23 protein-coding genes are annotated in these 24,763 nt (G+C 56.6%); 13 read left to right on the top strand and 10 right to left on the bottom strand.

Going from position 1 to position 24,763, the window contains the following annotated elements; all coding sequences use genetic code 11:
- The first annotated feature begins 22 nt into the window (after nt 1–22).
- Nucleotides 23–580 (top strand): AmmeMemoRadiSam system protein A, encoded by a 558-nt coding sequence (gene amrA / locus CC94_RS0106965; RefSeq protein ID WP_213069424.1) that lies wholly within the window; start codon nt 23–25, stop codon nt 578–580.
- Nucleotides 581–803: 223 nt separating this feature from the next.
- On the opposite strand, the gene CC94_RS0106960 is transcribed toward amrA, so the two are convergent.
- From CC94_RS0106960 to CC94_RS0106950, 3 genes are all read right to left on the bottom strand, one after another.
- The gene (locus tag CC94_RS0106960; protein WP_031430330.1) at nt 804–1,736 is read right to left on the bottom strand and encodes an alpha-E domain-containing protein; all 933 of its coding nucleotides are present in this window, start codon (nt 1,734–1,736) and stop codon (nt 804–806) included.
- An 11-nt stretch (nt 1,737–1,747) separates the two neighbouring features.
- Nucleotides 1,748–3,202, bottom strand: coding sequence for a circularly permuted type 2 ATP-grasp protein (locus tag CC94_RS0106955; RefSeq protein WP_031430329.1), 1,455 nt, complete (start codon nt 3,200–3,202; stop codon nt 1,748–1,750).
- Nucleotides 3,203–3,415: 213 nt separating this feature from the next.
- On the bottom strand, nt 3,416–6,718 hold the full coding sequence (locus CC94_RS0106950) for a transglutaminase family protein (protein ID WP_031430328.1): 3,303 nt from the start codon (nt 6,716–6,718) through the stop codon (nt 3,416–3,418).
- Nucleotides 6,719–6,944: 226 nt separating this feature from the next.
- Here CC94_RS0106950 and CC94_RS0106945 point away from each other — a divergent pair, with 226 nt between their 5' ends.
- Complete coding sequence (locus CC94_RS0106945; protein WP_031430327.1) at nt 6,945–7,685, top strand: proteasome-type protease; 741 nt, start codon at nt 6,945–6,947, stop codon at nt 7,683–7,685.
- A gap of 263 nt (nt 7,686–7,948) precedes the next feature.
- Here CC94_RS0106945 and CC94_RS0106940 read toward each other — a convergent pair whose 3' ends face one another.
- The 7 genes from CC94_RS0106940 to CC94_RS0106905 form a co-directional block, all read right to left on the bottom strand.
- Nucleotides 7,949–9,826 (bottom strand): OprO/OprP family phosphate-selective porin, encoded by a 1,878-nt coding sequence (locus CC94_RS0106940; RefSeq protein WP_245619713.1) that lies wholly within the window; start codon nt 9,824–9,826, stop codon nt 7,949–7,951.
- A 149-nt stretch (nt 9,827–9,975) separates the two neighbouring features.
- Nucleotides 9,976–11,235: a coiled-coil domain-containing protein gene (locus CC94_RS0106930; RefSeq protein WP_036303800.1), complete on the bottom strand. Its 1,260-nt coding sequence runs from the start codon at nt 11,233–11,235 to the stop codon at nt 9,976–9,978.
- Entirely contained in the window at nt 11,225–12,517 is a 1,293-nt protein-coding gene (locus CC94_RS0106925) for a hypothetical protein (RefSeq protein WP_005375078.1), read from the bottom strand. The genes CC94_RS0106930 and CC94_RS0106925 overlap by 11 nt, the downstream gene beginning before the upstream one ends.
- 257 nt (nt 12,518–12,774) lie before the next feature.
- Nucleotides 12,775–13,074: a SemiSWEET family sugar transporter gene (locus CC94_RS0106920; RefSeq protein WP_005375077.1), complete on the bottom strand. Its 300-nt coding sequence runs from the start codon at nt 13,072–13,074 to the stop codon at nt 12,775–12,777.
- Between the two features lie 66 nt (nt 13,075–13,140).
- Nucleotides 13,141–14,445, bottom strand: a complete 1,305-nt coding sequence (gltA, locus tag CC94_RS0106915; RefSeq protein WP_005375076.1) for a citrate synthase — start codon at nt 14,443–14,445, stop codon at nt 13,141–13,143.
- Nucleotides 14,446–14,504: 59 nt separating this feature from the next.
- Nucleotides 14,505–15,155 (bottom strand): bifunctional 4-hydroxy-2-oxoglutarate aldolase/2-dehydro-3-deoxy-phosphogluconate aldolase, encoded by a 651-nt coding sequence (locus tag CC94_RS0106910; RefSeq protein ID WP_005375075.1) that lies wholly within the window; start codon nt 15,153–15,155, stop codon nt 14,505–14,507.
- Nucleotides 15,156–15,414: 259 nt separating this feature from the next.
- Complete coding sequence (locus CC94_RS0106905; RefSeq protein ID WP_005375074.1) at nt 15,415–16,734, bottom strand: MFS transporter; 1,320 nt, start codon at nt 16,732–16,734, stop codon at nt 15,415–15,417.
- Nucleotides 16,735–16,890: 156 nt separating this feature from the next.
- On the opposite strand from CC94_RS0106905, the gene CC94_RS0106900 reads away from it, so the two are divergent.
- The 11 genes from CC94_RS0106900 (at nt 16,891) to CC94_RS0106855 (ending at nt 24,743) form a co-directional block, all read left to right on the top strand.
- The gene (locus CC94_RS0106900) at nt 16,891–18,543 is read left to right on the top strand and encodes an AAA family ATPase (RefSeq protein ID WP_005375073.1); all 1,653 of its coding nucleotides are present in this window, start codon (nt 16,891–16,893) and stop codon (nt 18,541–18,543) included.
- 3 nt (nt 18,544–18,546) lie between these two features.
- Nucleotides 18,547–19,410 (top strand): general secretion pathway protein GspB, encoded by an 864-nt coding sequence (locus CC94_RS0106895; RefSeq protein ID WP_005375072.1) that lies wholly within the window; start codon nt 18,547–18,549, stop codon nt 19,408–19,410.
- A 288-nt stretch (nt 19,411–19,698) separates the two neighbouring features.
- On the top strand, nt 19,699–20,016 hold the full coding sequence (locus CC94_RS0106890) for a hypothetical protein (RefSeq protein WP_005375071.1): 318 nt from the start codon (nt 19,699–19,701) through the stop codon (nt 20,014–20,016).
- Nucleotides 20,017–20,156: 140 nt separating this feature from the next.
- Complete coding sequence (locus tag CC94_RS23660) at nt 20,157–20,324, top strand: hypothetical protein (RefSeq protein ID WP_157203398.1); 168 nt, start codon at nt 20,157–20,159, stop codon at nt 20,322–20,324.
- Between the two features lie 80 nt (nt 20,325–20,404).
- Nucleotides 20,405–20,770 carry a hypothetical protein gene (locus tag CC94_RS0106880; RefSeq protein WP_031430318.1) on the top strand — a complete coding sequence of 122 codons (366 nt, stop codon included), beginning with the start codon at nt 20,405–20,407 and terminating at the stop codon, nt 20,768–20,770.
- Between the two features lie 27 nt (nt 20,771–20,797).
- Nucleotides 20,798–21,019, top strand: coding sequence for a hypothetical protein (locus CC94_RS0106875; RefSeq protein WP_031430317.1), 222 nt, complete (start codon nt 20,798–20,800; stop codon nt 21,017–21,019).
- 195 nt (nt 21,020–21,214) lie between these two features.
- The gene (locus CC94_RS23655) at nt 21,215–21,385 is read left to right on the top strand and encodes a hypothetical protein (protein ID WP_157203397.1); all 171 of its coding nucleotides are present in this window, start codon (nt 21,215–21,217) and stop codon (nt 21,383–21,385) included.
- A gap of 70 nt (nt 21,386–21,455) precedes the next feature.
- On the top strand, nt 21,456–22,412 hold the full coding sequence (locus tag CC94_RS0106870; RefSeq protein ID WP_005369880.1) for an IS5 family transposase: 957 nt from the start codon (nt 21,456–21,458) through the stop codon (nt 22,410–22,412).
- Between the two features lie 250 nt (nt 22,413–22,662).
- Nucleotides 22,663–23,352 carry a hypothetical protein gene (locus tag CC94_RS0106865; RefSeq protein ID WP_031430316.1) on the top strand — a complete coding sequence of 230 codons (690 nt, stop codon included), beginning with the start codon at nt 22,663–22,665 and terminating at the stop codon, nt 23,350–23,352.
- Complete coding sequence (locus CC94_RS22915; RefSeq protein WP_005375068.1) at nt 23,352–24,092, top strand: hypothetical protein; 741 nt, start codon at nt 23,352–23,354, stop codon at nt 24,090–24,092. The genes CC94_RS0106865 and CC94_RS22915 overlap by 1 nt, the downstream gene beginning before the upstream one ends.
- A gap of 141 nt (nt 24,093–24,233) precedes the next feature.
- Nucleotides 24,234–24,743, top strand: a complete 510-nt coding sequence (locus CC94_RS0106855) for a DUF4265 domain-containing protein (RefSeq protein ID WP_005375062.1) — start codon at nt 24,234–24,236, stop codon at nt 24,741–24,743.
- Nucleotides 24,744–24,763: the final 20 nt, after the last annotated feature.

Here is a 24,763-nt window from a genome sequence, read left to right as displayed (position 1 = left end):
AAGCCGTAAACCCGAAATCGGAGTGAAGTTGAATTCACAACAAGCCCAAATATTGCTCGACCTGGCTAAACGTTCGATTCGGCACGGCCTCGAAACCGACAGCCCCTTGAAAATCGATACCACCGCTTTTCCTCCGGAATTCCTGGAGCCGCGTGCGACTTTCGTGACCCTGCACAAGCACCGCCAGCTTAGAGGCTGCATCGGCATGTTGAAAGCAGTGCGGCCGCTGGCCGAGGATATTGCCGAAAATGCGTTTGCCGCTGCGTTTAGAGACTATCGCTTTCCGCCGCTGTCGGCGGACGAATTCGAACAACTGGAAATCCATCTCTCGATTCTGACCCCGCCCGAGCCGATCGTCTTCGCATCGGAAGAGGATCTGCTGACGCAACTGAGGGCCGGCGAAGACGGGCTGACTATCGAGGAAGGCAGGCGGCGCGGAACCTTTTTGCCTTCGGTCTGGGAGCATTTGCCGGACCCGAAGCGGTTCCTCAGGCATCTGAAGCAAAAGGCGGGGCTGCCGGCCGATTACTGGTCGGATAACCTGCGCTTCTACCGCTACCGAACCGAGGTAATCGGTTGACAACTGGCGCGAGAAGAATCGTAGGGTACGCTGTGCGTACCATTGAGGGAAAAGGTACGCACAGCGTACCCTACAACTGGGCTGAACGGGACGGAGGTTTATAACCCCATCCCCACTGTTCGAAAATTCTCCGCAAACACAAAACTGTGCGTACCTTTTTGAAATTAAGTAAGCTCCGGATTTATTTGAAATCCACACTCAGGTAAGGTGATGGGCGCCTTACTCAATGCGGAGGCAAAAACCAGGCGCTGCTGATCTCGTCATGCACCCGGTCGAGCGCGATCTGCACTTGGTCGATGAAGTGGTGCAGCGGCGCGCACGGCATTTTCTCGACCGGCGTCGACAGAATCCGGGACTTGGCCTGATACAGAATCCGGATCGCCGATTCGTGATTCGGCAAGGTTTTCAGGCTGCGTTCGATATTGCACAGGTTATGCCGGATCGAACGCGGGAAATCCGCGCTCTGGAACAGAAAGAGCAGCACGTCGCCGCGCCGGACCCGGGCCTGCATGCTGCGGCGGTACATTTGGTACGCGCTCAGCGAGCGGAGCAGGCTGACCCACTGAAGCGTTTCGAATGCCTGCAATCCGGAATTTTCCAGGGGCAACAACCCGTCCGTGCGGACATCGATAATCCGCGTGGTCATGTCGGCCCGTTCGATGTTCCGGCCGAGCAACAGGAAATGGTAGCCCTGGTCGTGGTTCATCGTGCCTGCCAGCATCCCGTTCAATGTTTGCGTGGTCAGGATGATCCGTTTCAGGTATTCGTGGCGGCCGCGTTTGGACAGGCCTTCGTCAAGCCGTTCGCCGGCGTCGAGATGGTGTTTGTTGATCAGCTCCCAGGCTTCGCGCGGCATATAATCGCGGATCGTGCGCGCGTTTTCGCGGGCCGCGCGCAACGAACTCAGGATCGAACTTGGATTTTGCTCGGAGCCGAGCATGAACCGGATCACTTCCGGCTCGCTGTAATCGGAATGCTGAGCTTCGAACAGGTCCTGCGCGCCTGCCATCGCAATCAGCGGCTCCCAAGCCGGCGTAATGCCGCGCGGCAGGTCCAGATGCAGGGCCGCGTTGGCGGCCAGGAGGCGGGCGGTATTTTCGGCGCGTTCCAGATAACGCCCTACCCAGTAAATATTTTCGGCGACTCGCGATAACATCGGCTTACTCCTTATCGAAGGGGTACGATCCAGGTGTCCTTGCTGCCGCCGCCCTGCGACGAATTGACGACCAGCGAACCCTGCCTGAGCGCCACCCGGGTGAGGCCGCCCATCGTGACCTGCTGTTGATCGGCGCTGAGGATGAACGGACGCAGATCGACATGGCGCGGCTCCATGCGCTTCTCGACGATCGTCGGCACGGTCGAAAGCCCGAGCACCGGCTGCGCAATGTAGTTGCGCGGATCCTGTTTCAGGCGTTTGGCGAATTCCTCGCGTTCCTTTTCGGTCGAAGCGCTGCCGACCAGCATCCCGTAGCCGCCCGATTCGTTGGCCGGCTTCACGACCCGGTTTTCGAGATTGGCGAGCGTGTCGGCGAGCGCCTCGGGCTCCATGCAGCGCCAGGTCGGCACATTCGGCAGGACCGGTTTTTCGCCGAGATAGAACTCGATGATGTCGGGCACGTACGAGTAGACCACCTTGTCGTCGGCCACGCCGGCGCCGGGCGCATTCGCCAGCGCGACCTTGCCGGCCTTCCAGGCGCGGAGCAGTCCGGGCACGCCGAGCAGCGAATCGGGATGAAAAGCTTCCGGGTCGAGAAACAGGTCGTCGACCCGGCGGTAGATCACGTCGACGCGCGCAGGGCCGCCGACCGTGCGCATGTACACGCAATCGTCGCCGTCGACGTAGAGGTCGCGGCCTTCGACCAGTTCGCAGCCCATTTGCTGGGCCAGATAGCTGTGTTCGAAATAGGCCGAATTGTAGACGCCCGGCGTCAGCACGACCATTTCCGGGTATTCGATGTCGCGCGGCGACAATGCGGCCAGCGCGTCGTAAAGCTGCGACGGGTAATCATCGACCGGCAGCGGCGCATAGTCTTCGAACAATTCGGGAAACACGCGCTTGGTGACCAGACGGTTTTCGAGCATGTAGGAGACGCCGGAGGGCACGCGCAGATTGTCTTCCAGCACATACACGGTGCCGTCCCGGTCGCGCACCAGATCGGAGCCGCAGATGTGCGCCCAGACGCCGAAACGGGGCGAGATGCCGACGCACTGCGGCCGGAAATTGCTCGAACTGGCGATGATTTCCCGCGGGATGATGCCGGCCCGGATGATCTCCTGATCGTGGTAGAGATCGTCGATGAAGCGGTTCAGCGCGGTCACGCGCTGTTTGAGCCCTTTCTCGATCGTATCCCACTCGTTCTTGGCGATAATGCGCGGTACGATGTCGAATGGCCAGGTACGGTCGATCGCGCCCCGCGTTTCGTCCGAATAGACCGTAAAGGTGATGCCCATTTCCTTGATCGCGAGATCGGCTGCCGTTTGCCGGGACGCCAACTCGTCCGCGTCCATGCCGGCCAGCAACCTAGCGAGCTGCTCGCCGTGCGGGCGCGGCCGATTTTCGGTGTCGATCAGTTCGTCCCAGACCTTGCCGGCTTCGTATGTTTTCCAATCGATGTTTTTCATGCGGTTTCTCGCTTTTCGTAGGGTACGCTGTGCGTACCTTTTCAGGTTTCCCTACGCGAATAGCTCTCTATGGGGTACGCACTCGGCAATTGCTCTGTCCCTAGACCACCCTTTAGTGGTGGCATTGCTCTCGATCGCATGTTCCCCGCGATCTACCTCCCCCATCCATGGGGTCGTACCTCCTGCATCCCTGCAGTCGAGCGTACCCTACCTTTATGTTCTGAGATCCAGCGTATAGGGGAACTCGTTGTTCACTTCCTCGCACGGCGCGATGACCGGCCCCGGCGTATGCCCATGTGCCCAGAACCGCGCCAGCCGCCGGGCTTCCGCCTCGTTCGCGTTGACCGGCAGGGTTTCGTAATTGCGTCCGGCCGGATGCCCGACATGGTAAGTGCAGCCGCCGAGCGCGATGCCGTTCCAACTGTCGATCAGGTCGAACACCAGCGGCGCCTGGGCCGGAATCGTCGGATGCAGGCCGGAGGCCGGCTGCCAGGCCTTGTACCGGATGCCAGCCACCCATTCGTCGCGGCGCGCGGTGCGGCGGAGCGGCACCCGGCGGCCGTTGCAGGTTACGACATGGCGGCCTTCGGTCAGCCCCCGCGCCTTGATTTCCAGCCGTTCGACCGACGAGTCGACGAAGCGGGACGTGCCTTGCGCGGTCACTTCCTCGCCGAGCACATGCCAGGGCTCGATCGCGAACCGCAGCGCCAGTTCCGCATCGCCGATCTGCACCGCTCCGTAATGCGGAAAGCGGAATTCCAGGAACGGCGCGAGCCAATCCATTGCGAACGGATAACCCCAGCGCTGCATCGTTTCGGTCACATCCTTCAGGTCGCCTGCAACAAAATGGGGCAGCAGAAAGCGGTCGTGCAGTTCGGTGCCCCAGCGCACCGGTTCGAGCTCGTACGGATGCTCCCAAAACCGTGCCACTAATGAACGTAGAAGCAACATCTGTACCATGCTCATCCGGGGGTGCGGCGGCATCTCGAAGGCGCGGAATTCGACCAGGCCGAGGCGGCCGCTCGGGCCGTCGGGGGCGTAGAGTTTATCGATGCAGAACTCGGCGCGGTGGGTATTGCCGGTCATGTCGGTCAACAGGTTGCGCAGTACCCGGTCGACCAGCCAGGGGGGCGGCTCCTGGTGCTGCGCGAGCTGCTTCAGCGCGATCGAGAGCTCGTACAGCGATTCGTCGCGCGCCTCGTCCACGCGCGGCGCCTGCGAGGTCGGGCCGACGAACAGGCCCGAGAACAGATAAGACAGGCCGGGATGGTGCTGCCAGAAGCGCAGCAGGCTGGACAACAGGTGCGGACGGCGCAGAAACGGCGAATCGGCGGCGGTATGGCCGCCCAGCGTGACGTGATTGCCGCCGCCGGTGCCGGTGTGGCGGCCGTCGAGCATGAATTTTTCGGTGCCGAGGCGCGCCAGGCGGGCTTCCTCATACAGGCTCTCGGTCAGTTCGGACAAGGCGGCCCAGTCGGCTTCAGGCGGCACGTTCACTTCGATCACGCCGGGGTCGGGCGTGATGTTGAAACGCTTCAGGCGTTCGTCGCGCGGCGGCTCGTAGCCTTCGAGCAGGATCGGAATGTTCAGGTCGGCGGCGGTGTTTTCGAGCGCAGCGACGAGCCGCAGCCAGTGTTCGAGATCGATCAAAGGCGGCAGAAACACATGCAGCCGGTTGTCGCGAATTTCGACGCAGAGCGCGGTACGGATCAGGTAACGGTCCCAATCGGCGGGGACCGCATCGGCAAAACCCTGTTCGCTGATGCCCGGATGCGGAGCGGCCGCACCGAGGCGGTGCGTGTAACGGGTCTGCAACGCGCTGTGATCGGCGGGCAGCGGCTTTTTCGGCGCGAAAGGATCGAGCGGAATCAACTGCTGGCGTTGATCGGCAGGCTCCCACAGCAGGCTGTCCAGCGGCAGCCGGTAACCCATCGGCGAATCGCCGGGCAACAGGAACATGTGTTCGCGGCGGAACTTCCAGCGCGACGAACGCCAGCAATCCTTGCTGTAGTCCCAGGCGATAGGCAGCACATGGCCGACGACCCGGTCGAGGCCCTGTTCGAAAACTTTGCGCAGGCGGGCCCGCTCGATCGGGTCGCGCAGCTTCGAATCGAGCACGTCGGCGTTCGCCGGCAGGTTGCCTTCCTTCCAGAGGTAGTAAAGCCCATCCTCGAAGCCGGGCATCGCATGGTCGGTCGGCACGCCGAGAAAACCGGCAAGGCGGCTGATGAAGCGGCCGGACAGATTGGTCTGCGACCGGAGGCGGTCCCGGTAAGCGGCGAGCAGGGCCGGGTTGCGCCAGACCGGCACGCCGTCGGTGCGCCAGAACACGCCCAGCGACCAGCGCGGCAGCTGTTCGCCGGGATACCATTTGCCCTGGCCGTGGTGCATCACGCCGCCTTCCGCCCAGCGGCGGTAAAGCCGGTGCAGCAGGTCCTCGGCGCGTTCGCGCTTGTGTTCGCCGAGCGCTTCGGTATTCCACTCGGGCGAGTCCATGTCGTCGATCGAGACGAAAGTCGGTTCGCCACCCTGGGTGAGCCGCACGTCGCTGCCGTGCAATCGTGCGTCCACCTGTTCGCCGAGCCTTTGAATGGCAGCCCATTGTTCCGCGCTGTAGGGTTGGGTGACGCGCGGATCCTCGTGCACCCTGACGACCCGGTTTTCGAAACGGAACGATACTTCGCACTTGTCGACCGCGCCGGTGATCGGCGCCGCGCTGACCGGGTCGGGCGTGCAGGACAGCGGAATATGGCCTTCGCCCGCGAACAGCCCCGAAGTGGGATCGATGCCGACCCAGCCCGCGCCGGGCAGATAGACTTCGGTCCAGGCGTGCAGATCGGTAAAGTCCTGCTCCGGCCCGGAAGGGCCGTCGAGGCTCTTCCGGTCGGCAGCCAACTGCACCAGATAGCCCGACACGAAACGCGCGGCCAGTCCCAGATGGCGCATGATCTGGACCAGCAGCCAGGCGCTGTCCCGGCAGGAGCCGGTGCCGAATTCAAGCGTTTCCTCGCAGCTCTGGATGCCGGGTTCCATACGCAGCGTATAGCCGATGTCCCGCTGCAGGCGGCTGTTCAATGCAACGATGAAGTTGACCGTATGGTCGGGCCGCTTCGGGATTTCCTGTAGCCATTGGCGCAGCCTGGGGCCGTTTTCCCGGATTTCGAAATAGGGCGCCAGCTCCTTGGCCAGCTGAGGTTCGTACCGGAACGGGAATTCGTTCGCGTAGTCTTCGATGAAAAAATCGAACGGATTGACCGTGACCAATTCGGCGACCAGGCTCACTTCGACCGAGAGCTTCCGGGTTTTTTCCGGAAACACATAGCGGGCGACATGGTTGCCGAAGGCGTCCTGCTGCCAGTTCACGAAATGCTTGGCCGGTTCGACTTTTAAGGAATACTGATGGAGCGGCGTGCGCGTATGCGGTGCAGGGCGCAGGCGGATCAGATGCGGCGCCAGCGCTACCGGCTGATCGTATTCGTAAACGGTAAGATGTTGAATCGCGATGGTCAGAGACATGGGCGTTCTCAAAAAAAGCTGCGTAATGAAGAAATGTCGAAAAACGGAACGGGTCTTGGCGTCTGTGCAGATATTTCAAAGCAAGAACCGCACCAAAAACTAGAGCTGTGCCGATAAAACAGTCCGGACGGCGTGAAGGGAACCATGCGGCAGGAAAAAAGTCGCTTTAACTAACCGCATCTTCTAAAATGGACGCGTTTTTTGATTTTTTCGGGGAGAAAATGCAATGACTTATTGTGTGGGGTTACTGTTGAAAGACGGCTTGGTGTTCGCGTCCGATTCGCGCACGAACGCCGGCGTCGATTATGTGACCTCGTTCAGTAAACTGCATATCTTTACGCCGGCGCCCGACCGTTTCTTCGTGCTGATGTCGTCCGGCAACCTGGCGACCACCCAGGGCGTATTGAACCGTATCGTCCGCGATTTGGAATATCCTTCGGACCGAGGGAGCCTGTTGACCGCGCGTTATATGTTCGAAGCGGCCGACTATATCGGAAAAATCAGCCAGGAAATTCAGCGGGAACACGGTCCGGCCCTGATGTCGTCCGGCGTCAGCGTCGAAACCACGCTGATTCTCGGAGGGCAAATCCAGGGGCAAAATCCCGGCCTGATGCTGATCTATCCGCAGGGCAACTATTTCGAAGCGACGCGCGAAACCCCTTATCTGCAGATCGGCGAAAACAAATACGGCAAGCCGGTGCTGGACCGTGCGGTCGGTGCCTTGACCGGCCTCGAAGAAGGCGCGCGCCTGCTGCTGGTTTCCCTCGACGCAACCTCGCGCTCGAATGCGACGGTCGGACCGCCGTTCGAAGTCGCCATCTACCGGCGGGACGACATGAAGATCAGCCAACACCTGAAACTGGCCGCCAACGATCCGTATCTGCTGCAATTGCAGCAGCGCTGGAACGAGGGGCTGTGCGCCACGCTGCACAGCCTGCCGGTATTCGAGTGGGAAACGCCGGCCTAGGATTGAAGCCGGCATTGCGTATGCCGATCCGGATCTCCTGCTGTGCGGTTTCCCCCGGCTTTCGTCTTTCTACCGGCTTAAAAGCTCCCGGCTCAGCCATTGTTACTACCCCCGCCTCTGCCGGGCGCGGCGGCCGTGGGAATCAATTATCGCCGAGAAGCGATTCGCGCATAAAAAAAGCCGCCCCGTAGGATGATTACAGGGCGGCTTTCGATAGCGGCCTATTGGAAGGCTAAAAAACCTGTCCTGCCGAACTGCGACTGTTACCAGTCGACTTGAACGCGGGTTTCAAGGATATCCAGATCGGCATTATTAAATGCCCGGCTTGTCGCATTTCCAGTCGTGCCGCCCGGAACGGTAGTGACGGTACCGGTATTGATGTCCAGGGCATGAACGTAATTCGCCATCACGCGAAGATGCGAATTAGGATACCAGTTGATACCGAACTTGGCTGTCGACGCGCGTCCGCCATTAATGATGCCGGAGTTCAAGTCCATGTAATCGTATCCGGCCGCAAGCTCCCATGCGCCCCAGCCGCCGTGCATGTCAAAGTTGTGATTCGGTTTGATCCGGTCCCAGGAGGCGGTTTTAGCTTTATAGTTGCGTGATTCGCCGGTCAGGAAGTAGGTCATATAGCCGTAGTAACCTTCCAGCGATTCGTCTTTGTCGTAACCTTTTCCATGAATATTGGCTTGGAGATATTCGCCCTGCACCGAGAATGGGCCATAAACCAGCGCGGTTTCGGCGCCCCACCGGTGGAGGTAATCGGCTTGAATCGCAGCTGCCGACTTGATATTACCGGAAGTCAAATTTCCCGTATTCAAGATGGATGCACGGTCTACGTTGGAACCTATGCCGTTGGCGAAAATGACGCCTCCGTTACTGTAACTTCCATCGCCTCTGTAATTATTGTTAAAGGTAATGTACGATCCCGATGCACCTACGTGTAAGAATTTGGTTTTGCTTTCCATCCACGGCAAGCCGGTCACGCGAAGGTTGGCTTCCCAGCTGGTATCACCGCCGCCGCCGTTCCGGTTGACGCCGCCATTAAGATTAATTGCACTGCCGGTACTCGTACCGTTAACTGCATTATTGCCATAGGCATTGTAGCCGCCGACTCCTTCGGTTTGCAGCGAGGTGCCGATTTGCCAGCGTTCGGTCGCGTAGTTCGCGCCGAAGCCCACCTTATAAGTATTCAGGTTGTCCACGAGGGTGTTGACGGCCATATTCCGTTCGATGAACGTCGTATAGCGGTTGCTGGTCGCTTCTTCCAAGCTGAACGGTTCTTTAAAGGCACCGAATTTGACCGAGAAAGGCTTGGAAAAATTATAGCGAATGAATGCGTCGGTAATACCGCCCGCGTTCAAGCCATTGCCGCGCGTAAAATCGTATTCGAATTTATAGTCGGTATTTTTGAAAAAAGTTCCCTCGATGCCCAGACGCGCCCGGCGGAGTGTTGTGCCATCGTTTAATTCCGAGGGGACGCCTGTCGGGGTTACAAAATCTACAGGCAATTTCTGATTAATGTTGGCCTGTGAGTCGACCTGCATGCGCCCATTGATACCGGCGGTGAAATTGCCGTCTTTGGTCGCAAAATGTATCCCGTCGTCGAGTTTGACATGAACCGACTCGGGTCCCGAAGCTTCCTGGGCATGCTCTTCGAGCGCCTTGATTTGATTGTCTTTTAACGCCATCTCTTCCCGAATCGCGGCGATCTCTGCGGCATTCTGTTGCTCGGCGGTTTTCGCGTGCGCATCCTCAACCCTTTCAAAAGAGCCCATGAGCTGCCGGTTCGGACCGGGCTCGGCGTAAATTTGCTTGGTTTTGACGTCGACATAAAGGTCGATCGCAAACGCGGATGAAGATGCGCCGGCGCCCAAGGCGGCCGCCACGGCCAAAGTCAGTTTGGAAATATGCATGTTGCTCACAGTGATGATTAAAACTGCGGCAAGGATAGAGAATAAAAATGACGGAAAAATGACGGAAATATTACGGTTTGATGACGGCGCAACAAATCGGTGAAGTCGCTGCGAATCTGCAACAACGAGGGAAAATCGCTGTACAGGCTTTCGATAAAGATGGCCCCAAGCAAGGGCCATCCTATCGAGAAGAAGGAAATTTTTTAATGCCGAATCGCTCACGGAAGGTCGGCAATTATGGAAAGCAATGGCCGGGTGATGATCCGCATGCCGGAAAGAAGCCGGTCCGTACGGCGGGTTTCCCGGCGCGCTTTTACCGGGATTTGCTTATGATGAAATAAAAAGGTATAGGAGTATTAAGAGAGTGACGATTACTGGGTCTGTGATTGCGACAACCGGTTCGCCGCCTCAATGTCGCTCTCGGCTTCCTTGATCGCCCGCGACAGTTCGGCGCGCTGTTTGTCCAGCACCAGCCACTCGATTTGCCGGTGCAGGTAAGCGTCCTTGTTTTTGGTGACTTCGACGCGCAGCTCCAGTTCCTTGATTTCGGCCTGCAGTTGCATTTCCTTCAGGCGGGTCTGGTGCTCGATGCGTTCGGCTTCGAGCTGCTCTTCGTATTTCTGCTGCTCCTGCTGCAGCACTTCCTGCGCCTTGTAGCCGGCCTGCAGCTCCCGTTCTTTCAGGATCGCTTCGTGTTCGAGCCTTTTTGCGTGCAGTTGCTGCTCCAGTTCCTGCCGGCGGGCCTGCTGTTCGAGCTCGAACTGCAGGGCTGCGGCCTGCTCGATGCTTTGCAGGTGCTTTTCGTGTTTGACCTTTTCTTCGTGCAGCTTCGCTTCGATCGTAAACTGATCGGCGTTCTGCTTTTCCTGCACAGCCAGCAGCTGGCGCTGGTTCTCCCGCTCGATCGCCAGTTTCTGCTGCTCCAACGCATGCAACTGGTTCAGGCGTTCGAGGCGTTCCTTTTCCAGCATCTGTTCCTGACGAGTCCGTTCGCGCGCCTGCCTCTCGCGGAATTCGAAATTTTTCTCCAGGATGCTCAGGTAAACCGCCTCCTGGGTAAAACGGCCGTCGAGGCCCCGGCTGTCTTCCAGGTCGGCGAACGACGGGGTCAGTGAGCAGACTGCGCGGCATTTGATGTATTTGACGGTCAACGCCTCGTTGATCGTTTTTTCGATCTGCTTTTCGGTGGCGAAAAGGCCCGATTCGATCCATTCGCCGTCGCGAAGATTTCTGAGCTCGGCATCGACGGTGGTCCGGATCAGCCCTTCATAGCCGGATTTGATATGCGCGTTGATGTCGGAGAGGATTTCGAGGTTGCGCTCGGCATAGCTGAAAGTCGCCTGAAAATGGATCTTCAATTGCGCCTCGATCGTGCAGAGTCCTCCGTAAAGGGCGGTGGAAACGCTGATTGGCCATTCGGCGACCGGTAAAGGATAGACGCGGTGGTAAAAGCGCGGAAAGAATTTGGCGGGATATTCGAACAACCGGTAATACGGCCCCAGTTTGGCAAGTACGACGCGGCTCTCGCCGTCGAAGCCGGGATCCCAGACCTCGGCTTCGGGGGCGTCGGAAAAAGTTTGCGGCGGCAGTCCGGCCAGCCAGGCGTCGAGCAACGCTTGTTTATTCGTCATCGGTCACCTCCACGGCGACCGGAACGGCCGGTCCGGAAGCGCGCATTGCCTGCTGCGCCTTCAGGGCGCGGATTTGCGCGCTCATCCGTTCTGCGATCAAAGGGTAAAGATTCGGCGCGAATTCGACAGACTTCGAATCGATCTTGCGCAGGAAACCGCGGCTCAATAAAAAGCCGACCGCGAACATCCGCGACCAGTCCGAATAGCGCCGGGCTTTTTCGATCTCCGATTTTTCGATCACCATTTCGAGTTCGTCGTTTTCGTTGATCCTGAACTCGGTAAACTGGCGGAGGCATTCGAAGGCCAGTTCCTGTTCGCGCTCGCTCAGCGGTCCCGGCGCGGTGAATTCCAGCCGGTAGGATAAAAACACCGTGAAAAAATCCGCCATGGACGCGCAGAGAAAGGCGAAGAGCGAAAAGTCCTTCCACATTGCGAACGACGGCGTAATGCCCTGCACGATTTCCGTATAAGTCATCAAAATCGGCATGTCCGGTGCAATGACGCCGTTGCTGGTCGCCATCTGATTGAATTTGAGCGAGACTTCCTGCAGGCTGGAAACGATTTTACGGTAGCGCGCTTCCGCATCGGGTGAACTCATGTTCCATTCGTTCAGTCCCGTTTGGAGTACGCGGATGTCCTGATTCAGTTTCTCGAATTCCTGCACGACCTGCGCCGCTTCCTTTTTCTTGGTTTCCAACACTTCGCGCTGGTAGCGGAAAAAAGGTCCCTGGCCGATCATGTTTTTTTGCGTCGGCGGGGCGTCCGGGTGAGTGCCGTAGTAAGCCTGGGTGACGCTCTCGGAAGCCTTGTCCAACTCGGCCTGCTGCTGTTTCAGGATCTTCGTTTTGGTGTCGGCGACGCTTTTCAGATAGGCGTTCACATCGGTGCGGATTTTGTTCAACCGGTCGATTTGAATGTTTTCCTTCTGGGAAATCTCGTAGAATTTGAAATACGAAAAGGTAATCGACGCGGAAACCGCCACCAGCAACGAAGCCAGCACGCTGAAAAAGCGCAGTCTGTTCGCTTTCCAGTGCATGCCGGCGATTTCCAGCGAGCTGATCACGATGATCGACTGGATCGCGATCGTGATGATCAGCGCAATCCAGGAAACGATAAAATGCGACAAGCCGTAAAAAGTGGTGAAACCGGTCGCCATACTCAGCATCAGCACGATCGGAATCGTCCATACTCTGAGGCCGGCAACGAACAGGGTCTGTATGCTGTTGATGATGCCGCCGAGCCCGCCGGAGTTGTGTTCTTTTCTGATTCTATTGATGTCCATCGTTGCCAGATTGGGGAAGTATCGCGCTTGAATCCCCGTAAATTAAAGAGAAACCGCCGTTTGGGAATGAGGCGCAGTCTATTTGATTTATAAGGAAAATGCAATCGGCCGCGCACCGCCGGCGCATTCGGGTTTCAGGAAACGGCCCGGCTGCGGGAGCCCGATAGCGGCGAGTCGTCACTATGAATTTGCATCCCGATTCATCGCAAAAAAGATATCAGCCGGGCTTCCGTCACGCATCTTCGATAAAACCGGAGTTATTCGGCCGCTGCCGCCGTATGGCTTTGTTCCCTGCCGGTCAGCCGGTTGTAAATTTTGACGTAAAGAATCGAGGCGGAAAGCAGCAGCGTGATCGAGTTTGCCGCAATGATCGCGTTATTGTGCAGAAAAATGCCGTAAATCAACCAAAGCGATACGCCCAGCGTAAAAATCGCGTACATCGACAGCGAGAGCGAGGCGGTATCGCGGGTTTTTAGGGTCAGGAGCGCCTGCGGCAGAAACGAGGCGGTGGTCAGCAGCGCGGCCAGATAGCCGATCAGTTCAGGAAGGGCCTGCATGATTTTTATCAAAACGTTGGAAAAAGACCTGCCGGGTTTTAAAAACCCGGCAGGTCTGCAATTAGCCTAAACGGTCCTGCCGTGCCGCGCCGGCACGTCGCGGCGGGTTGCTCCTGTATAGAGCTGCCGCGGCCGGCCGATCTTTTGCTCGGGATCCGCAATCATTTCGTCCCAATGCGAAATCCAGCCGACGGTGCGGCCCATCGCAAAGATCGCGGTAAACATCTTGCTCGGGATGCCGAGCGCGTGCAGCACGATGCCCGAATAGAAGTCGACGTTCGGATACAGTTTCTTTTCGATGAAATATTCGTCTTCGAGCGCTATCCGTTCCAGTTCGAGCGCCAGCTTGAACAAAGGATCGTCCTGCAGCCCCAGTTCGCCCAAAACTTCGTAGCAGGTTTCGCGCATCAGTTTGGCGCGCGGATCGTGGTTCTTGTAGACGCGGTGGCCGAAGCCCATCAGCCGGAACGGGTCGTCCTTGTCTTTCGCTTTGTTGATATAAATGCCGATGCGGGAGGTATCGCCGATTTCTTCCAGCATGTGCAGTACGGCTTCGTTCGCGCCGCCGTGCGCCGCGCCCCATAGACAGGCGATGCCGGCGGTGATGCAGGCGAACGGGTTCGCGCCGCTGGAACCCGCGAGCCGAACGGTCGAGGTCGAGGCGTTTTGTTCGTGGTCGGCGTGCAGGATCAAGATCCGGTCGAGCGCCCTGACCAGCACCGGATTCGGCTCGTATTCTTCGCACGGCGTCGCCAGCATCATGCGCATGAAGTTTTCGACGTAGCTGAGCTTGTTTTGCGGATACATGAAGGGCGATCCGGCGCTGTATTTATGGCACATCGCGACGATCGTCGGCACCTTGGCCAGGAGCCGGATCGCGCTCATTTCGCGGTCGCACTTCGAACGGATATCCAGCGCGTCGTGATAGAAGGCGGATAAAGCGCCGACCACGCCGACCATGATCGCCATCGGGTGCGCGTCGCGGCGGAACCCCTTGAAAAAGTTGGTCAGCTGGTCGTGCACCATCGTGTGCATCGTAATGTTGCGCTCGAATTCTTTCAGTTGGTCGAAGTTCGGCAGTTCGCCCCGCAGCAGCAGGTAGCAGACTTCCAGAAACGAACATTGCATGGCCAGTTGTTCGATCGGATAACCCCGGTACAGTAATATGCCGGCCTCGCCGTCGATATAAGTGATCGAGGACCGGCAACTGGCGGTCGAGGTAAAGCCGGGGTCGTAGGTGAACATGCCGGCCTGCTTGTACAGCGACTGGACATCCAGCACGCCGGGGCCTATCGTGCCGGACAACACGGGCAGCGTACACAGGGGTTCGGATTCGGGAGTGGATAGGACGATAGTGCTGGGTTTGCTCATGGTGTCAATCTCGGTTGGGACGCCGTTGCGGCGTGTTTTAGTGTCGATTGCGGAGTCAATTAATCGGGATTGGCGTTGACGATTGCCTGTCTCGAAAGCTCGGTGACTTTGGACCAGTCTTTCGCATTCAGCGCGTCCTGGGGAGCGAGCCAGGAACCGCCTACGCAGGCTACGTTAGGGAGTTTGAGGTAAGCCAGATAGTTATCGGGCGAGATGCCGCCGGTCGGGCAGAAAGTCGCCTGCGGGAAAGGGCCCGCAATCGCTTTCAGCATCGGAATGCCGCCGGCCGCTTCGGCAGGGAAAAATTTGAAGTGGTCCAGGCCGGATTCCATGCCCAGCATCAGTTCGGACAGGGTTGCGATGCCCGGAATTAATGCGATGTCGCCATTCACCGCCGCGTCCAGCAGGGAAGGGGTGATGCCGGGGCTGATCGCGAAGACCGCGCCCGCGTCCACCGCGGCCTGTAATTGCGCCGGATTCGCTATCGTGCCGGCGCCGACGATGGCGCCTTCGACTTCCCGGCTGATGCGTCGGATGGCTTCGAGCGCAACCGGCGTACGCAAAGTGATTTCCAGCACGCGAATGCCGCCTTCGACCAGGGCTTTTGCTAAAGGCACTGCGTCGTCGAGATTCTTGATGACCATCACCGGCATCACGGGGCCGGCGCTTAATACTTCGTTAGGCGGAATTTTCCAGTGCTGATTTGCCATGTGTTTCGTACGAATTCGGGTAGTTAAAGTCGGTCATCCTTGACGCCAAGTATCGCGGAATGCCCGGCGCAAGGCGCCGGACGATTGATTTTCGGCGAGAAGAACGGTTATTTCCCGGCTTCCAGGCAAAGGCCGTGGAACCCGAAAGGCCGGCGATTCTCTACCGAAACAATGAATTAAAGTTCACAACATTGTATCGGGCAAGGGACAAATGTCAAAACGGAAAGATAGGCCCATGAATTCAAAGCAATAATATCGATCAGCTATCGATTCGGCAGCCATTGCCGATTGGACCTGGGCTAGGCGCTTCTTCTTCCGGTTTCACCGCCACGAAAATCAGCAGGACACCCGACGCCATCGTCGCCGCCAGCAGCGGCAGCGCCAGCTTGAAATCGCCCGTCGCGGTTTTCAGCCAGGCGATCACATAGGGGCCCGCAAAGCCGCCCAGGTTGCCGATCGAATTGATTAGCGCCAGGCCCGACGCCTTGGCCGGTCCCTCCTTTAGTAGCCTATGCGGCAGCGTCCAGAACGGCGCCAGCGTGCTCCAGACGCCTGCCGCTGCGATCGCGATCGCGGCGATCGCCCAGACCGGCGAGGCGAGGTAGGGGCTCAGCGCGAACGCGGCGGCCGCGATCCAGGCGCAGATCACGATGTGCCAGCGCCGTTCGCGGGTCCTGTCCGAATGCGCGCCGACGATCACCATCGCGATTACGGCCGCGAGATAGGGCAGGCCGGTCAACAAGGCAGTGCGCACGTTGTCGAGTCCTGCCCAGCTCTTGATCAGTTGCGGCAGCCAGAGGCTGATGCTGTAATAATTGATCACCACCGCGAAATAGATCAGCGCCAGCAGCCAGACTTTCGGATGGCGCAGGGCCTGTTTCAGATCGGCGGCATGAGGGTGGGGAGCCGTTTCGCGTTCGGCAGCCAATGTCCTTTCGAGCCAGGCTTTCTCTTCACCATTCAGCCAGCCGGCTTCGGCCGGACGGTCGGTCAGCCAGAAATACAGCACAAAGCCGAACAACACCGAAGGCGCGCCTTCGGCCAGAAACAGCCATTGCCAGCCTTGCAGTCCGAACGCGCCGTCGATGCCGAGCAAGAGCCCCGCCAGCGGCGCGCCGAGCACGCCGGAGGCCGCGGTCGCGGTGATCAGCAGCGCGCCGTACTTGGCCCTGACCGGGGCCGGAAACCAGTAGCTGAAATACAGAATCATGCCTGGAAACGAGCCGGCTTCGGCAAGGCCGAGCAGAAAGCGCAAAATATAAAAACCTTGCGGAGTTTCGATAAACACCATCGCACAGCAAATCAGTCCCCAGGTAATCATGATCCGGGTCAGCCAGAGTTTCGCGCCGACTTTTTCCAGAATCAGGTTGCTCGGAATCTCGAACAGCATGTAACCGACGAAAAAGATGCCCGCGCCGAAGCCGTACACCGTGTCGCTGAACTGCAGCGCATCTTTCATCTGCAGTTGGGCGAAGCCGACGCACATGCGGTCGAGATAGGCCAGGATATAGATGATGTAGAGCGGGGGGAGCAGGCGCCAGGCCAGTTTGCGGTATAGTTGATTTTCGTTGATCGGCATGATGTGAATGGGGCGAGAGGCTGGGTGCCGGACGGCTGCCAGATTATATAGGGAAAATGCCCGCTATCGCCGAAGAAGGGGCATTTTTTACATCTTTTGACGGGTAATGGGTTAAAATCGGGGTTCATCCTAAATCTGTATTACCCGATTCCCGCTATGTACGAGCAGTATTTTCATTTTGCGGAATTACCGTTTTCGATAGCGCCAGATCCCCATTTCATTTATATGAGCCGCCGCCATCAGGAAGGCCTGGCGCACCTTTTATACGGGATTACCGTCGGCGGCGGTTTCGTCGCATTGACCGGCGAAGTCGGCACCGGCAAGACGACCCTGTGCCATTGCCTGCTCGGCGAATTGCCGGACACTATCGACATCGCGTTGATCCTGAATCCCAAGCTGAATGCGCTCGAACTGCTGGCGACGATCTGCGACGAGTTGGGGGTGGCCTACGATAAAGAGCGGCAGACGCTGAAACAACTGGTCGATGCCTTGAACCATTACCTGGTGGAGGCGCACGCGAACGGCCGGCGCACCGTGCTGCTGATCGACGAAGCGCAGAATCTGAGCATGGAAGTGCTCGAACAGGTCCGCCTGCTGACCAATCTGGAAACCAGCAAGACCAAGCTGCTGCAAATCATTCTGGTCGGCCAGCCCGAATTGAAGCAGATGCTGCGGCGGCAGGAACTCAGGCAGCTCAACCAGCGCGTCACTGCGCGCTACCATTTGCAGCCGCTGTCGCGCGCCGAAACCCGGGACTATATCCGGCACCGGCTGCGGGTTTGCGGCGGTGATCCCGATCTGTTCAAGGAGCGGGCGATCCGGAAAATATACAAATTGTCCGGCGGCATTCCGCGCGTGATCAATATCCTGTGCGACCGCGCCTTGCTGGGCGCCTATGCGGAAAACGCCGCGCACGTGACGCCGGGTAGGGTCAAAAACGCCGCGCAGGAAACCCTGGCGCCGGCCGGGCCGAAATGGCCGGCATGGCGTATCGCCCTGCTGGGGATGCTGGCGCTCGGCGGGGTGGCGGCCGGCCGTTATTATCTGTTTCCTGACCGGGACGCCGCGTTCCGGCACCGGTTTTTGGGCAGCCCATCCGAAACGGCGGAGGCAAAGTCCGGTCCGGCCGCTCCTAAATCCGTATCGGCGGCTCCAGCTCCCGTGCCGAAAACCGAACCGCTGCCTCCGAAGCAGGTTTCGTTTGCCGAATGGGTGACCGATACCCGCCTGACGCTGCCGCTGGGCTTTGCGAACGCACTGAGCGCGCTCGGAAAAACGGCTTCGCCCGTCGGGACGATCGATTGCGAGGCGCTCAAGGCCTTCGGCGTGTTATGCCAGTTCGGCAAGGCCAGTTGGAAAGAGCTGCTGGCGATGAACCGGCCGGTCATTCTGGAGTTTGTGCTGCCGGCCGAAGAAAAGCGCTACGCGCTGCTGACCGGCCTCAAGCAGGGAAACCCGGTATTGCTCGGAAACGACCGGCATGACTTTTCGCTGGCCGACGTGCTGAGTTATTGGAACGGCTACTATTTATTGCTATGGACGCCGACGATCGCCGATGCGCGAACGATTTTCCCCGGAGAACGGTCAGAGAGAATTGTCTGGCTTCGACAACAGATGGCGCTGTTCGACGGGTTGAATCCGCCCGTGGCGGCGCCCCAGCTATTCGATCAGGACTTGAAGACCCGGGTCCTCAAATTTCAGCACCAGCACCATTTGGCCGAAGACGGTGCGGTGGGAGTCCAAACCCTGTTTTATCTCGACAATCCGACCGAGGCGCCGAACAAGCCTCATCTGACCTTAACCGATTAACACATGTCTTATATTCTCAATGCCCTACGCAAATCGGAACGGGAGCGGCAGGCCAACCGGCCGGAAACCCTGACCGAACAAGTGCTGACGCCGCCGGCGCTGAAAAGCCGGAAAACCGCGATGGTGATCGGCGCTCTGCTGGCCGTCAATCTGCTGGCCCTGCTGCTGTTGGTCTGGTATTTGAAAAAAACGGACGATACGCCGGTGGCGGGAAGGCAAGCCGGCGCCCTGGCGTTACAGCAAAAAGCAGCGCGAAAGCCTCAACCGGGTGCGGTAAAACCGGCTGACGCTGATGCGCCTTCCGAAAAAGCGCCGGCCGCGGCGGCGCCGGCTCCCCAAATGATTAACCCTCCGGCGCCAACCGCCGCAGCATCTGCCACAAAATCGCCTTCAATCGAAGAACTGGCCGCGGCAAGCCGGGCCGCAGAGGAGAAAGGGCCGAAGCAGGCCATGTCCGGCAAACCCGAACGCGACGACCAAACCGCTCCCTCGACTGCCGCAACCGGCGCACGGGAGCAGGTCCGGAAGGAAAGACAGACAAAAAGGGCTCAGCCGGTGCTCGCGGCCGAAAGCCCGAGCGATTCCGAAAGCGATACCGAAAAAGGAAAGAGCGATGCCTCACCGCCGGGCCGGCAGGCCATTCCTTTATTCAAGGATTTGCCTTACAACTTCCGCAACTCCGTGCCGAAGATGGCAATCAACGTGTTCATGTACGCTGACAATCCCGCAGACCGCTTTGTCATACTGAACATGACGAAATACAAGGCCGGCCAGACCACCAAGGATGCGGTCGAGATCAGGGAAATCCGTCCCGACGGGATCATCGCGAGTTACGGCGGCAAAGTGTTTCGCATCGAGCGGCCTTGATGTGCCGGGGAAAAGGGCTCAGGCGTTCACCCGGCGTTCGGAAACGCTGCCAAGGCCGTCCCTCGGACGCTGGCTTTCGGTCTTCACGGGGCTTTAAATTGCCACGGTGACCCGTCGGTCAGTGTTTTCAAAAAAGCCTGCGTAACCCATAAGATACTTCAATGTTACGGAAACCAAATTTTAACTATAAGCACTTAGCAACAAGTCAACAGGCATTCCTGGCTTTCTGACGCTGCATTAACTAACACTGACGAAAATCAATACATGCGAACTTTTTGAAAGGCGCTTATGAATATTTTTGACCTGTTGGGTAATATAAAACTACGTCCAGGTCTATATTTAGGCGGGCGTTCTATTGTAAAACTGAGAAATTTTTTGGATGGTTACTACTATGCCTTGCTTGTCAACGGTATTAATGATGACGAAGCTTTCTGGAATAAATTTCAATTGTTTATTTCTAATAAATATCATATAGAAACATCACAAGGCTGGGATAAAATTATACTTTTCTTTTCTAATGATGAAGAAGATGCTTTCGAGAAATTCTTTGATTTATTTGAAGTATTCTGTGAGAAGGATTTGGATAAAAAATCCAATAATAACTAATGGGAACTTCAAAGCGAGTAGTAAGCCGTGTAGGTCGGGCACGCTTCTTGTGTCCCCCTAGGCATCAACTTAACAAAGTTATAAGCAGTATTCGATGCTTAACGGTCTGATAAATCAACTTCAGACAAAGAGGGTCATCGATGGATATTTTTTCAAGCATCGCCAGAGCGCTACAACGTATTCTCAACGAAAAAGCCAATGAATTGGCACAAAAACACGGCTTTATCAAGCGTCAGCGTAAAGTAAGCGGTTCGAATTTTGTGAAAGCCTTGGACGGCAGCTTGGTTCTTTTTCCGTCGGAGGGTTAGCGCGTGCCGGCTACAGCCACGGCTTAAAAATCTCGGCACAAGCGATCGATAACCGTTTTACGGAAGCTGCCTGCCGCTTTATGAAAGGCGTGTTGGACGCAGCGGCTGGCGAGGTGATTGCGGCCAGCCGTGCTGCCGAGATTGATTTGTGCAGCCGTTTTGAAGCCGTGTGTGTGATTGATTGCAGTACGGTAATCCTATCGGCTGAGTTGAAAGTTATTTGGCAAGGCATTGGCGGTCCGCCCGGAGACAGCCAGGCCGGCATGAAGATTGACACGCGGCTGGAATTGAAAAAAGGGCAACTGCATTTAGGCTATTTCAATCTTAAGCGCATGAAAGAGCAAGATGCGCGCGGCGAATACTGGATTTCCCGTTTGCAACCCCGAACCCAGGTTTATAACGACAAGGGGGAAGGGATTGACTTGGCTAATTTCCTACAAGCCTGAGTTAAACAAGGCGTTTTACAACATGAAATGGCCATCAAGGTCGGTACGTCGGAACGCTTGCCGGCCCGTTTAGTGTTGTGGAAACTGTCCGAGGAAGCGGCGAACCGGCGGCGGGCAAAAATGCATGAAAACGCCCGCAACCAGCGCCGAACCTTGAGCCGGCAAAGTCTGGCATGGGGTGACTGGAATCTTCTGATCAGCAATGTGGGCGTTGACAAGTTGAGCCATCATGAGTGTTTTCTGCTGTAGGGGGTCCGTTGGCAAATCGAATGGTTGTTTAAATGTTGGAAAAGCCACGGCGGCGTGGGCCATTCACGGAGCGAGAAACCTTACCGGGTACTTTGCGAACTGTACGCCAAATTACTGTGCGTCCTGGTACAACATTGGATTGTCCTCACCGGGCTATGGCGCCTCCCGGATCGTAGTTTGGTCAAGGGCTGCCAGATGATCAAAGAGCAATCGGCACGGCTGGCCGCCTGCATGGAAGACCTTGAGGCATTAACCGCGTTGCTCAAGGAATTAGCGGAACGGTTTAAACAGGGGTGTTCTTTAAATCCCAGGAAAAAGCACCCCAATACCTCGCAACGACTTAAATCAGGACGGGCTTTTTCTTAAGGAAACTCTGAATAAGTCCTACGCCTGGGATAAAATATCCGCAGCTTGCCATTTTCGATAGGTGCCCGCCATGAAGCAACTCGGACTCAGTGCCCCGCTGTTCGTGAAGAAACCGAAACAGACTCGGCGGCAGCAATTTCTCCAAGAGATGGAGCAGGTAGTGCCTTGGAGTTTGTGGGCGAGCCGGATAGCGCCGCACTACCCGACAGCGGGCCGAGGCCGCCGCCCCTTTCCCTTGGCGACGATGTTGCGCATTCACCTGATGCAGCAGTGGTTCGGCTATTCCGATCCGGCGATGGAGGAAGTATTGCACGACATGCCGCTGCTGCGCGAGTTTGCCGGGCTCGATGCGGGCGAGGACGCCCTGCCGGATGAAACCACGATCCTCAAGTTCCGGCATCTGCTGGAACGCCATCAGTTAGCACAAACCCTATTTGATGAAACGGCGGCGCTGTTGGCCGAAAAAGGCCTGTTGCTACGGCAAGGCACGATCGTCGATGCGACATTAATCGCTGCCCCGCCGTCCACCAAGAACCGGGCGCGCAAACGGGATGCCGAGATGAGTTCGACCAAGAAAGGGAACAATTACCACTTTGGGATGAAGGCGCACATTGGGGTCGATGCCGAGTCGGGGTTGGTGCATACTGTGGAGATGACCACCGCCAAGGTGGCGGATGGGGTCATGACGGAGGCGTTGCTGCACGGCGAGGAACGGGTCGTGCTGGGCGATCGGGCCTATACCCGCAAGGACCGGAATCTGGCGGCGGATCGCCTGGAAGGTGAGCCGGTTTGGGCCTTTCCGTTCAAGCGGGGGAAGGGTGAGGAGTTGCCGGTAGAGCAAGCCCTTCACAACCACATGCTGGCGCCGTTACGCGCCATGGTCGAACATCCGTTCCGGATCGTCAAGCGCCAGTTCGGCTATACCAAAGTGCGTTACCGGGGGCTGTTCAAGAATGCCCAACAACTCTACTTGCTGTTTGCCCTGGGCAATCTTTATCACGTTCGGCAGGCGCTGCAGCCGACCTAGGGAGACCTTTGTCCTTCGCCCTGGAAAACCGAGAACACTGAGTGAAATCACCCCGATAGCGGGCGCTGCCGGGAAGGATTTGCCCATTTTCGGCGAGGTGCCACGGATGTCGCACGGTGTCGCTTATAAAAACCACTTATTCAGAGCTTCCTTAAGTTGATGCCTATGGGGCACGCTTTTTGTGCCCGACCTTTTCGATGCGACGGTATGAGGTCGGGGTTACGGATCATCGAGCCTCTTCGCCGCCCAAATGTCGGGCAACGGTGAAGCTGTTGCCCGACCTACCAGGCTACCAGGCTATGCCTACGTCGGCAATAATCCCTTTAACCGGAACGATCCCCGCGGGTTGATTGCGGCCGATATGAAGCTACTGGCCGGCAACTTCAGCAACGAGTTCGGAGCGACGGCGAGTGCATTTGGCAGTGCTATCGCCAGCAGGCCCGCGTTGCAATCCTTTGCCGCCGGTTCTACACTCGGGGCGGGTTTAGGGCTTGCTACGACTTATCCGGTTGCCACAGCGGTAACATTATCATCTTTTGAATTGGAGAATCTGGCTTCCGGGGAGATGCCGGTTGGTGGTGTTTGGGGATTAAAACCACTGGCTCGTGGACAAGCAATTGAAAACTCGCTCGCTAGTACAGAATACAAAGATTGGTTTAGAATTGGTCAATTGAACAACGGTAAATTTCCTTTGGTTGACTTTCAACTTGAAAATAATTTGGTTAGTTTGAAGACAGTGAATACTAATGGTTCCAGTTGGCTGGGAAATATGCAGTCTCATATAGACGATTTAGCGGCCAGAGGAGCAACAGTAGATGGTGTTCCTGCTAATATGATTTTGGATTTACGAGTTCAACCAGGAGGATCTAATGCCGCTCAGTCTTTAATTGGATATGGACAGTCCCAAGGTGTTTCAGTAATGATTAAAGAGTTTCCTTAATGGTTGAAAAAATATATGTAATAAGTAGACTAGGTATGTTAAATGCCGATCTGATATTGAACTTAATATTAGATTTTTTTAAAAAGCGAGACATATCTGCTTCTGGTTATACACTCTATGGAGATGAGGTTCATTTAGAAGAAGTTGCTTCTATCCTTAAAAAAAAATCACGCCATACTTTTCTATTAAATGGGAATGGCTTTGAAATACACTTGGCTTCGGTGTTACGGTATCAGGTTGATATATTGAGTATTAGTGCCGAAAATGGAAAAAATATGTTTTGGGATGATTGGATTACTTCTATCAGTGAACAAGTAAAAGTTGTTCAAGCTTGGTTAGTTGATGCCGATTATGACTATTGGCAGAATGCCGAAGATTCTCTTCAATACATATCTCATGGTCGCCCGTGGGAACATTTGCCAAAAAGATCAAATGGATTGCCTCCTCCCCTTGAGAAACAAATTATTGATACCTCAAATAATCCGGGACACCGACGATTTTGTATGGGTTACCTTGAGGCAATTGGGGCTGTAATGTGGTTAGGAGATGATTTCTGGAGCTTAACTGGTGCCAATAAAAACGATCTTCTAAAGCAAAGTTGGCTAAAGTCGAGAGAAATACCGAATGGTTTGTTGCGTATTCAAGTTGGAAATACCTTATTTTCTACAGCTAGCGAGGGATCAGATGCTATCCAACTTATGCTAAGAGGGCTTTTGTTTCCAAGGGCCGTAGCCGTGTAGATACTCTGTTCAAAGTCAATCAACCCGTAACCCGTAACCCGTAAGGCGGAACCGGCTTTGCCGGGTTCCGCCATTCGGAACAATGACGATGCCGAACGAGCTCTGTAGGTCAGGCAATCGTTTTATCGTTGCTCGACGATCATGTGGCGATCCTGCTTCGGAATGTTGCGCGGATCTGAAACCCTGTCATCTTTCAAGGCATGGAAAATGTCGGGCACAAAAAGCGCGTGCCCGACCTACGAGGCTTATTTGGAAGAGAAAAATTCGAAGAATGAATGGGAGCAATTATGGGCCATACGCTTGGGAGACAAGCGCTTTTGTATTGGTTGCATCCCTTTTTTTGCTTTTGATCTTGCATTGGGAGATGAGGTAGAAACAGATGAAAACTATGTGATACAGCGGGTAATAAAGGAGTCGGGGCACTATACATTCAGGGTTTGGTTTGGAAACTCAACTGATCAAGAGATTAAAAATGAAGTACTTAAATTTATGGATAATCTTCCGGTTGAGTTAGAGTGGTCATCTGCTAATTTATTGGCAATCAGTGCACCCGATCCAAGTCAGGCTAAGCAAGTAGCTGATTACCTCTATACTCAGCAGAGTATGGAGTATCTTATTTATGAGACAGGTCGAACAACCCGTAACCCGTAACCCGTAAGGCGGAACCGGCT

It is taken from the genome of Methylomicrobium agile (genome assembly GCF_000733855.1).
Taxonomy (GTDB): Bacteria; Pseudomonadota; Gammaproteobacteria; order Methylococcales; family Methylomonadaceae; genus Methylomicrobium; species Methylomicrobium agile.
The sequence above is the reverse complement of the archived record's forward strand: the minus strand, read 5'-3'. Positions and strand labels throughout refer to the sequence as shown.